Raw genomic sequence first — 7,837 nt, 5'->3', positions numbered from 1 at the left:
ATTCCCACCCTTGACCCCACCCCGGAAAACCTAACCGGCAGGCTGAAGCGCTGGTGTTCCGTCACATGGGCGGCGATCAACGAAGCCAAGCTTCTCGCCAGCCTCGACGACGAAACCGTCAAGCTGCTGGCGCAGGACAACGCCTTGTCGGAGCAGGAACTGCGTGAACTGATCGCCAAAGGCCCGCATGCGGCCGACGAAATGCTGGCGCTGATGAGGCTGCTCAACATCGATCCGGAGGAAGCCAGGCTGGAGGAGCCGGCCGAGTTCCGGGAAATGCACATCACCTGCGTCCACTGCGGCGAGAAGACCCGCTGTCGGCGCGAACTCACCGACGGCAGCGCCGCCGCCGACTTCGCAAGCTATTGCGGCAATGCCGAACTGCTCGACGACATGCGCAACCGGCCGGAACTGCTCGCCAAGTAGCTCGCTTAGACGATCGTCTCAGGCAACGAGGCGGGGATATTCGATCGCCGGGCAGCGATCCATGACGATCTTGATGCCGGCCGCTTCCGCCTTTTCGGCGACCTTGTCGTCGCGCACGCTCAGCTGGCCCCAGATCACCTTCGGCCTGGTTTCGAGCCCGATCGCCTCGTCGACCACGCCGTCCAGATATTCAGCGGCACGGAAAACGTCGACCATGTCGACCGGCTGCGGCACGTCCGAAAGTGTCCTGTAGACCGTCTGGCCGAGGATCTGTTTGCCGGCCTGGCCGGGATTGACCGGGAATACCGTATAGCCTTTGGAAAGCAGAAAACCCATGACCCGGTTGCTTGGCCTGTCGGGATTTGGCGATGCGCCGAGGAGCGCAATCGTCCTGGTGCTCTTCAGGATATCGGCGATATAGGCATTGTCGTAATGGTCATGGTTCATGACGGCGGCTCCTGCAATAGTGCGCCTCTGGCGGCGCAGTGCCTCTGCGCTATGTAAGTCCGCGTCTCGTCAAAAGGGATGAGGATCATGAAAAAATTTCTCGGCTGTCTTGCGATCATTGCCTCCGGCACCCTCCTCTCGGCTGAGCCGGCCGCCGCGATATCGCGCTACAATTCCACCGGCATGTCCTGCGCTGCCGTACAGCGGGCGATCGGACGCGAGGGCGCTGTGATCCTGCGTTACCCGTCGCGCAACAAGGCGCGAATGACGCTCTACGACCGCTATGTCATCGACAGCGGCTACTGCGATGGCCATGAGTTCGCCGATCGGGTGACCGTGCCAACGGCCGACACGCCGAGCTGTCCCGTTCGGGCGTGCAAAAGAAGACCCGATCCCGAAGATTGTTTTCCTCTCCAGGCCGGTTGCCTGAGATTCTAGGCGGGCTTCTTGAGTGAAAAAATCGAGAATGCCTAGACGCTGAAGTTCTCTGAACGTTCGGACTACATTCGCTCTTTGTACCCGCACATATTAGCGCCATCTTATGGTTGAATTAGAAACTGCTACTAAATTTTGCCGGGGCAAACTTGGTTCTCTGAACATTTGTCAGGTTTTCTTTTCCGCCGTGCATCCCATTGAAATGTGAGCAGGTGACAGCTATCGCCGCAGCAAAATCCACCTGAAAGCTTCAAAAAGACGGATTTCGCCAATTCGAACCCCAGTCCTCCGTCCTTCTGTTTGCACAACTCTGGATTTAGCTCGAACGAGCGACAAGCACGATGGGTGGCGCAACTCACCCTGCCATCCCAACAGGTTTTTTTCGCTTCCGACAGCCGTTGCCAAGCCCGGTTTGCCGCGCGGCGGAATTCCGGCTCACGCATATAAGATGGGTTTTCTTTCCCATCATGAGAGCCAAGCGGATAGCGGCCGAACGGCTGGTTTGGCAGCCACAGCGGGGCCGAGCCAACGATTTGGCGCTGATGGCTTCGTATTTTGCTCGTAAAATTGTGGTATCATGGAACCACATAGATAAGCCGTTGATTTTGCTGGATCTATTTTTCGATCCGAGAAAACCGTCACCTTGACGCTTTCGGCCTCCCTCGGTATAAGCCGCCCCAGAACGCGGACCGTCTCGGCCCGCTTTCTTTTTGCCGGCCTCGGTCAAGGCAATCCAAGCAACAAGAAACGCCCTGCATTCGACGGTTTCGGATGTCATGGGTCCTAGAAGAAAGAGTTAAAAACATGTCAACCTTCGTTCAGAAGCCTGCAGAGGTGGTGAAGAAGTGGGTGATCATCGATGCCGAAGGCCTCGTTGTCGGTCGCCTCGCCACCATCGTTGCCAACCGGCTCCGCGGCAAGCACAAGGCCACCTTCACTCCGCACGTCGATGATGGCGACAACGTCATCATCATCAATGCGGAAAAGTGCGTCCTCACCGGCAAGAAGTATTCCGACAAGACCTATTACTGGCACACCGGTTATCCGGGTGGCATCAAGGAGCGCACCGCGCGCCAGATCATCGAAGGCCGCTTTCCGGAGCGCGTCATCGAGAAGGCTGTCGAGCGCATGGTTCCCCGTGGTCCGCTCGGCCGTCGCCAGATGAAGAACCTGCGCGTCTACGCCGGTTCCAACCATCCCCATGAAGCACAGCAGCCGGTCGCCCTCGACGTGGCATCGCTGAACAGCAAGAACGTAAGGAGCGCCTGATAATGGCCGATCTTTCCTCCCTGAAGGACCTCGCGCCGGCTTCCGAAGCTGCCGCTCCGGTCTATGTCCGCAAGGTCGACAGCCTCGGCCGCTCCTACGCGACCGGCAAGCGCAAGAACGCCGTCGCCCGCGTCTGGATCAAGGCCGGCACCGGCAAGATCACGGTCAACGGCCGTGACTTCTCGACCTATTTCGCCCGTCCCGTCCTGCAGATGATCCTGCAGCAGCCGGTTATCGCCGCTGCCCGCACCGGCCAGTTCGACATCGTCGCGACCGTCGCCGGTGGCGGTCTCTCCGGCCAGGCCGGCGCCGTTCGCCACGGCGTCTCCAAGGCACTCACCTACTTCGAGCCGGGCCTTCGCGGCGTGCTCAAGAAGGGTGGCTTCCTGACCCGCGACAGCCGCGTGGTCGAGCGTAAGAAGTACGGTAAGGCCAAGGCCCGCCGCTCCTTCCAGTTCTCCAAGCGTTAATCGCTTCGGGTTTCAGACTTGCAAAAGGCGGGGCTTCGGCTCCGCCTTTTCGTTTTATGGGCTTTCTTATATCGGCAGCTCGGTGGTCGATTTCAGTTCGCGCAGGACAAAGCTGGAGACCACATTGCGCACATGCGGATTGCGCATCAGGTGGCGGGTCATGAAAGCCTCATAGGCTTCGACATCGCGCGCCCGGATCTTCAGCATGTAGTCGAAGGTCCCCGACAGCGCATAACACTCCATGATCTCCGGCCGGTCGCGCACGACCGTGGCAAAGGCTTCGATCGCCTCCTCGTGATGGTCCTCCAGCGTCACATGGGCGACGATGCAGAGCTTGAGGTCGAGCTTTGCCGGATCGAGAAGTGCTACCCGCTTTCGGATGACGCCCTCGGCCTCCAGTTCCTGGATCTTGCGCCATGCGGTGCTTTGCGACATGCCGGCCTTCTCCGCCAGTTCAGCAAGCGACGAACCATCGCCCGTCTGCACGAGTTGCAGAAGCTTGCGGGCCGCCTGCAGGTTTTCTTTCATGATGGCCTCTCCTCCCGAAATATCCTCCCATTATTTACGCTCAATTCGGCAAAGCTGAAATGATTACCCGCATTTTCGGAGATATAATGGTGATCTGACGGCCGGCGGCTGGAGCACCCGGCTTATCCATCACGCAACGGGAGGCGCTGATGACCAAGCAAAGCACCTACACGGCAAACCTGCCGGATGCAGACGGCATCTATCACTACACACGCGAAGAAGACGGGATCTGGAGCGAGCTCTACGAACGCCAGATGAGGCTCCTGGCCGACAAAGCCTGCCGGGAATATCTGGACGGCGTTCAGGCACTCGGGTTGAAGGCGGACAAGGTTCCCCAGCTTGGCGATGTCGACCGGCGCCTCAACGAGACCACCGGCTTCGGCGTCGAGGGCGTGCCCGCCCTCATTCCGCCATCGCGCTTCTACGAGTTGTTGTCGCAGGGCAAGTTTCCGCTGGCGACCTTCATCCGCCGCCGCGAGCACATCGACTATATCGAGGAACCGGATATCTTCCATGAGGTCTTCGGCCACTGCCCGCTCCTCACCAACCAGAGTTATGCCAATTTCGTCCGCCGATTCGGCGAAAAAGCCGTCGGGCTCGGCCGGGAATATTCCTGGCACCTGTTCCGGATATTCTGGTTCACCGTCGAGTTCGGCCTGATCGACACGCCGCAGGGGCGCCGCTGCTTCGGCGCCGGCATCGTCTCCTCTCCCAACGAGACGCGGGCCGCCATGGAAGGCCGCGAGGCCGAATTCCGGCCCTTCGACCTCATGACGGTGCTCAGGACCCCCTACCGCATCGATATCGTCCAGCCGATCTACTATGTCATCGACAGCTTTGCGCAGCTGGAAGCGATCATCGAGGAGGATATCGGGGCGCGCATCAGCGAGGCCAAGGCGCTGGGAGACTTTCCGCCGGTGTTCGAAGCCAAGGCTTCCTGAACGGGAGGCATTTGTTTCGTTCAGGCTTGCCTTGTCGGCCCTTATTGTCCAACGTCCCGCCACCTTAACGATGGAGGGACGCCATGGCAGAAAAGTCGATCGACCATGCCTTCACTGCAAAAAACCTGACCTCGGCCGCGTCGGACCCGACGTTTGCCGGCGCGCTGTCGTTCATGCGCCGCCGCTTCACCAAGGATCTGGCGGGTGTCGATACGGTCGTCTGGGGCATCCCCTTCGATGCCGCGACCTCCAACCGGCCGGGCGCACGGTTCGGACCGCAGGCGATCCGCCGGGCATCGGCGATCTTCGACAACGATCCGCAATATCCGTTCCAGCGCGACCTTTTCGCCGAGATGGCCGTCGTCGATTACGGCGACTGCCTGCTCGACTACGGCAACCACCAGAAGACCCCGGCTGCGATCGAGGCCCAGGCGAACGTCATCCTCGACAGCGGCGCGTTTTTGCTGACGCTCGGCGGCGACCATTATGTCACCTGGCCGCTGCTCAAGGCGCATGCCGCCAAACACGGACCGATGGCGCTGGTGCAGTTCGACGCGCATCAGGACACGTGGCTCGATGACGAGGGACGCATCGACCACGGCTCCTTCGTGGCGCGGGCGGTGCGGGCCGGCCTCATCGATCCTGCCCGATCGATTCAGGTCGGCATCCGCACCCACGCGCCGGAAGATTTCGGGATCCGCCTCCTCTATGGCCATGAGGTCGAGGAGATGACGGCAGCCGAGATCGCCAGGGTTATCCTCGATCACGTCGGGGAAACGCCGACCTACCTCACCTTCGACATCGACTGCCTCGACCCGGCATTCGCGCCCGGAACCGGCACGCCGGTCGCCGGCGGGCCTTCTAGCGCCAAGGTCCTCTCGGTGCTGCGCCAGCTTGGGAGCCTCGATATCCGCGGCGCCGATGTCGTCGAGGTGGCGCCGGCCTATGACCATGCGGATATCACCGCCATTGCGGGGGCGACGGTTGCGATGTATATGCTCGGGCTTCGTGCGGAACGCCGCGCGGCCGCGTTAAATTTCTGAATCAACTTGCTGGTAAACTGAATCCGGCATCCAATCCAAGGCACTGATCTAACAGGATAAGACCATGACAGCGAAAATCTTCATCGATGGCGAACACGGCACCACGGGACTGCAGATCCGCACCCGCATGGCCGGCCGCCGCGACGTCGAGTTGCTGTCGATCCCGGAAGCGGAACGGCGCAACGCCGCCATGCGCGAGGATCTCCTGAACAGCGCCGACGTCGCCATCCTCTGCCTGCCGGACGATGCCTCGCGGGAAGCCGTGACCATGCTCGCCGGCAACAACAAGGTGCGCGTGATCGACACCTCGACCGCCTTCCGCGTCGATCCTTCCTGGGCCTATGGCTTTGCGGAGATGGACAAGACGCAGGCAGACAAGATCAAGGCCTCCCGGCATGTCGCCAACCCGGGCTGCTACCCGACCGGCGCGATCGCCCTCATCCGGCCGTTGCGCGCCGCCGGCATCCTGCCCGACGGTTATCCGGTCACGGTCAACGCGGTCTCCGGTTATACCGGCGGCGGCAAGCAGCTGATCGGCCAGATGGAAGACCAGTCGCGCGAAGACGCGATCTCGGCCAACAACTTCCTCTACGGCCTGAACCTCAAGCACAAGCACGTGCCGGAGATGAAGATCCACGGCCAGCTCGACCGTGCACCGATCTTCTCGCCGTCGGTCGGCCGCTTCGCGCAGGGCATGATCGTCCAAGTGCCGCTCTTCCTCGAAGATCTCAAGGAAGGCGCGACGATGGAGAGCATCCACAAGGTGCTGGTCGAGCATTATGCAGGCCAGGACATCGTCACCGTCGTGCCGCTCGAAGAGAGCAAGGCACTTGCCCGCGTCGATGCAGAAGAGCTGGTCGATACCGACACGATGAAGCTCTTCGTATTCGGCACGCCGGGCGGCGCCTATGTCAACCTGGTGGCCTTGCTCGACAACCTCGGCAAGGGTGCCTCGGGTGCGGCCGTCCAGAACATGGACCTGATGCTTTCGGCCTGATGACCGAAGGCACCCCCCTTCCTTTTTCCTTTCCTGGCGAATGGCGGATCGAAACCGCCAGACAGATCGCCGATACCGTCGTCGGCACCGTCCTTGAAGTGACGCGTGCCGGCGGCGAGATCGATATCGTCAAGATCCTGAAACCGAAGGCATTGGAAGACAGTCTTCGCGGGGCCGATTTCATGGCCTGGCGGGATGGCGTCGGCTGCGTTCGGCTGATCGCGCGTTCGGACGATCTCCTGCTGATGGAACACGCGGGCACGGTGACGCTGCGGGACCATATGGAAACCCATGGGGACGGGCACGCAACCCGGATCGCGGCCGAGGTCCTCGCGGAATATCATCGTCCGTCCGACATGGCTCCGCCCACAAGCCTGATGCCGCTTTCCCGCTATTTCAAAAGCCTGTTGGAGAAGGCCGAGGCAGACCGCCGCGACGGTGTTGCCAGCCCGTTCATCGCGGCGGCGGAATTGGCGGAAAGGCTGATCGCCGATCAGCGGGACATCAAGCCGCTGCACGGCGACCTGCACCACGAGAACATCATGCTCGGCCCGCGCGGCTGGCTGATCATCGACCCGGCCGGATTGATCGGCGATGCGGCGCTGGACGTCGCCAACATGTTTTCCAATCCGCTCGACCGCTTCGACCTCACCCGCGGTGAAGACCGCATTGCCTCCATGGCCGCCGTCTTCGCCGAAACCCTTGGTCGCGACGTTCGCACTATCCTGCAATACGCCTTCGCCTATGGCTGTCTCTCGGCAGCCTGGCATGAAGAAGACGGCAATGCGAAAGACCGCGATGACGAGCTTGCCGTCGCCGCCGCGGTCCGCAGTGTGCTGCAGCAGGCTTAAGCGAACGTCCGCTTCAAACCCAGGTTGACGGCGAGCTTCTCGCCCGGACCGTGCACGGCGGCGAACAGCAGCCCGGCCAGGAACGTGAAGTGGTCGACGAAAAAGCCGAACTCCGCCTGGTTGGCTTCCCACAAGCTGGGGCCATGGAAAGCGAAGGCCAGGAAGATGACATAGACGCCGGCAAGCAGCGCCGCCTCGGAGAAGAAGGCGCCGGTCAGGAATGCGAGGGCCAGCCCCACCTCGAAGATCGCCGCGATCCAGGCGAGAAACAGCGGAAACGGAAATCCGGCACCGGAGATGAAGACGGCCGTCGCCTGCATGTCGAGAAACTTGAACGTCGTCGCCATGACGAACAGGCCGCCAAAGATCAGCCTTGCGACGAGAATTGCGATTGTCTTTGCCATAACCCTACCCTCTCCTGTGGCCGAAG

11 protein-coding genes are annotated in these 7,837 nt (G+C 61.3%); 8 read left to right on the top strand and 3 right to left on the bottom strand.

The features are described from left to right. Window positions 1–426, top strand: a 426-nt coding sequence (locus C5J26_RS18100; RefSeq protein WP_105402995.1) for a DUF6455 family protein, incomplete at its 5' end; no start/stop codon positions are given. Window positions 427–444: 18 nt separating this feature from the next. Here the strand turns inward: C5J26_RS18100 and C5J26_RS18095 are convergent. After that, the gene (locus C5J26_RS18095) at window positions 445–873 is read right to left on the bottom strand and encodes a CoA-binding protein (protein ID WP_105402994.1); all 429 of its coding nucleotides are present in this window, start codon (window positions 871–873) and stop codon (window positions 445–447) included. Window positions 874–960: 87 nt separating this feature from the next. Here C5J26_RS18095 and C5J26_RS18090 point away from each other — a divergent pair, with 87 nt between their 5' ends. From C5J26_RS18090 to rpsI, 3 genes are all read left to right on the top strand, one after another. Continuing rightward, entirely contained in the window at window positions 961–1,311 is a 351-nt protein-coding gene (locus tag C5J26_RS18090) for a hypothetical protein (RefSeq protein ID WP_105402993.1), read from the top strand. A gap of 801 nt (window positions 1,312–2,112) precedes the next feature. Continuing rightward, complete coding sequence (gene rplM / locus C5J26_RS18085; RefSeq protein WP_037080613.1) at window positions 2,113–2,577, top strand: 50S ribosomal protein L13; 465 nt, start codon at window positions 2,113–2,115, stop codon at window positions 2,575–2,577. A gap of 2 nt (window positions 2,578–2,579) precedes the next feature. After that, the gene (rpsI, locus tag C5J26_RS18080; protein WP_046667795.1) at window positions 2,580–3,047 is read left to right on the top strand and encodes a 30S ribosomal protein S9; all 468 of its coding nucleotides are present in this window, start codon (window positions 2,580–2,582) and stop codon (window positions 3,045–3,047) included. Between the two features lie 66 nt (window positions 3,048–3,113). Here the strand turns inward: rpsI and C5J26_RS18075 are convergent, their stop codons facing one another. Beyond that, the gene (locus tag C5J26_RS18075; RefSeq protein ID WP_038541909.1) at window positions 3,114–3,575 is read right to left on the bottom strand and encodes an Lrp/AsnC family transcriptional regulator; all 462 of its coding nucleotides are present in this window, start codon (window positions 3,573–3,575) and stop codon (window positions 3,114–3,116) included. 149 nt (window positions 3,576–3,724) lie between these two features. Here C5J26_RS18075 and C5J26_RS18070 point away from each other — a divergent pair, with 149 nt between their 5' ends. The 4 genes from C5J26_RS18070 to C5J26_RS18055 all read left to right on the top strand — a co-directional run bounded on the left by C5J26_RS18070 (window position 3,725) and on the right by C5J26_RS18055 (window position 7,407). Further along, a complete protein-coding gene (locus tag C5J26_RS18070; RefSeq protein ID WP_105402992.1) occupies window positions 3,725–4,516 on the top strand; it encodes a phenylalanine 4-monooxygenase in 792 nt (263 codons plus the stop codon). A gap of 83 nt (window positions 4,517–4,599) precedes the next feature. Then, a complete protein-coding gene (gene speB / locus C5J26_RS18065) occupies window positions 4,600–5,559 on the top strand; it encodes an agmatinase (protein WP_105402991.1) in 960 nt (319 codons plus the stop codon). 64 nt (window positions 5,560–5,623) lie between these two features. Beyond that, entirely contained in the window at window positions 5,624–6,556 is a 933-nt protein-coding gene (gene argC, locus C5J26_RS18060; protein WP_105402990.1) for an N-acetyl-gamma-glutamyl-phosphate reductase, read from the top strand. Then, entirely contained in the window at window positions 6,556–7,407 is an 852-nt protein-coding gene (locus tag C5J26_RS18055) for an aminoglycoside phosphotransferase family protein (protein ID WP_105402989.1), read from the top strand. Before argC ends, C5J26_RS18055 begins: the two co-directional genes overlap by 1 nt. Here C5J26_RS18055 and C5J26_RS18050 read toward each other — a convergent pair. After that, a complete protein-coding gene (locus tag C5J26_RS18050) occupies window positions 7,404–7,811 on the bottom strand; it encodes a DoxX family protein (protein WP_105402988.1) in 408 nt (135 codons plus the stop codon). The genes C5J26_RS18055 and C5J26_RS18050 overlap by 4 nt on opposite strands. Window positions 7,812–7,837 lie beyond the last annotated feature (26 nt).

This window comes from Neorhizobium sp. T7_12 (genome assembly GCF_002968535.1).
GTDB lineage: Bacteria > Pseudomonadota > Alphaproteobacteria > Rhizobiales > Rhizobiaceae > Neorhizobium > Neorhizobium tomejilense.
The sequence above is the reverse complement of the archived record's forward strand: the minus strand, read 5'-3'. Positions and strand labels throughout refer to the sequence as shown.

What these genes read in the sequence shown, in the direction of transcription:
- rpsI (WP_046667795.1), top strand. Translation starts at nt 2,580, where the DNA reads ATGGCCGATCTTTCCTCCCTGAAGGACCTCGCGCCGGCTTCCGAAGCT.
- C5J26_RS18090 (WP_105402993.1), top strand. Translation starts at nt 961, where the DNA reads ATGAAAAAATTTCTCGGCTGTCTTGCGATCATTGCCTCCGGCACCCTC.
- C5J26_RS18075 (WP_038541909.1), bottom strand. Translation starts at nt 3,575, where the DNA reads ATGAAAGAAAACCTGCAGGCGGCCCGCAAGCTTCTGCAACTCGTGCAG.
- C5J26_RS18055 (WP_105402989.1), top strand. Translation starts at nt 6,556, where the DNA reads ATGACCGAAGGCACCCCCCTTCCTTTTTCCTTTCCTGGCGAATGGCGG.
- rplM (WP_037080613.1), top strand. Translation starts at nt 2,113, where the DNA reads ATGTCAACCTTCGTTCAGAAGCCTGCAGAGGTGGTGAAGAAGTGGGTG.
- C5J26_RS18050 (WP_105402988.1), bottom strand. Translation starts at nt 7,811, where the DNA reads ATGGCAAAGACAATCGCAATTCTCGTCGCAAGGCTGATCTTTGGCGGC.
- argC (WP_105402990.1), top strand. Translation starts at nt 5,624, where the DNA reads ATGACAGCGAAAATCTTCATCGATGGCGAACACGGCACCACGGGACTG.
- C5J26_RS18070 (WP_105402992.1), top strand. Translation starts at nt 3,725, where the DNA reads ATGACCAAGCAAAGCACCTACACGGCAAACCTGCCGGATGCAGACGGC.
- speB (WP_105402991.1), top strand. Translation starts at nt 4,600, where the DNA reads ATGGCAGAAAAGTCGATCGACCATGCCTTCACTGCAAAAAACCTGACC.
- C5J26_RS18095 (WP_105402994.1), bottom strand. Translation starts at nt 873, where the DNA reads ATGAACCATGACCATTACGACAATGCCTATATCGCCGATATCCTGAAG.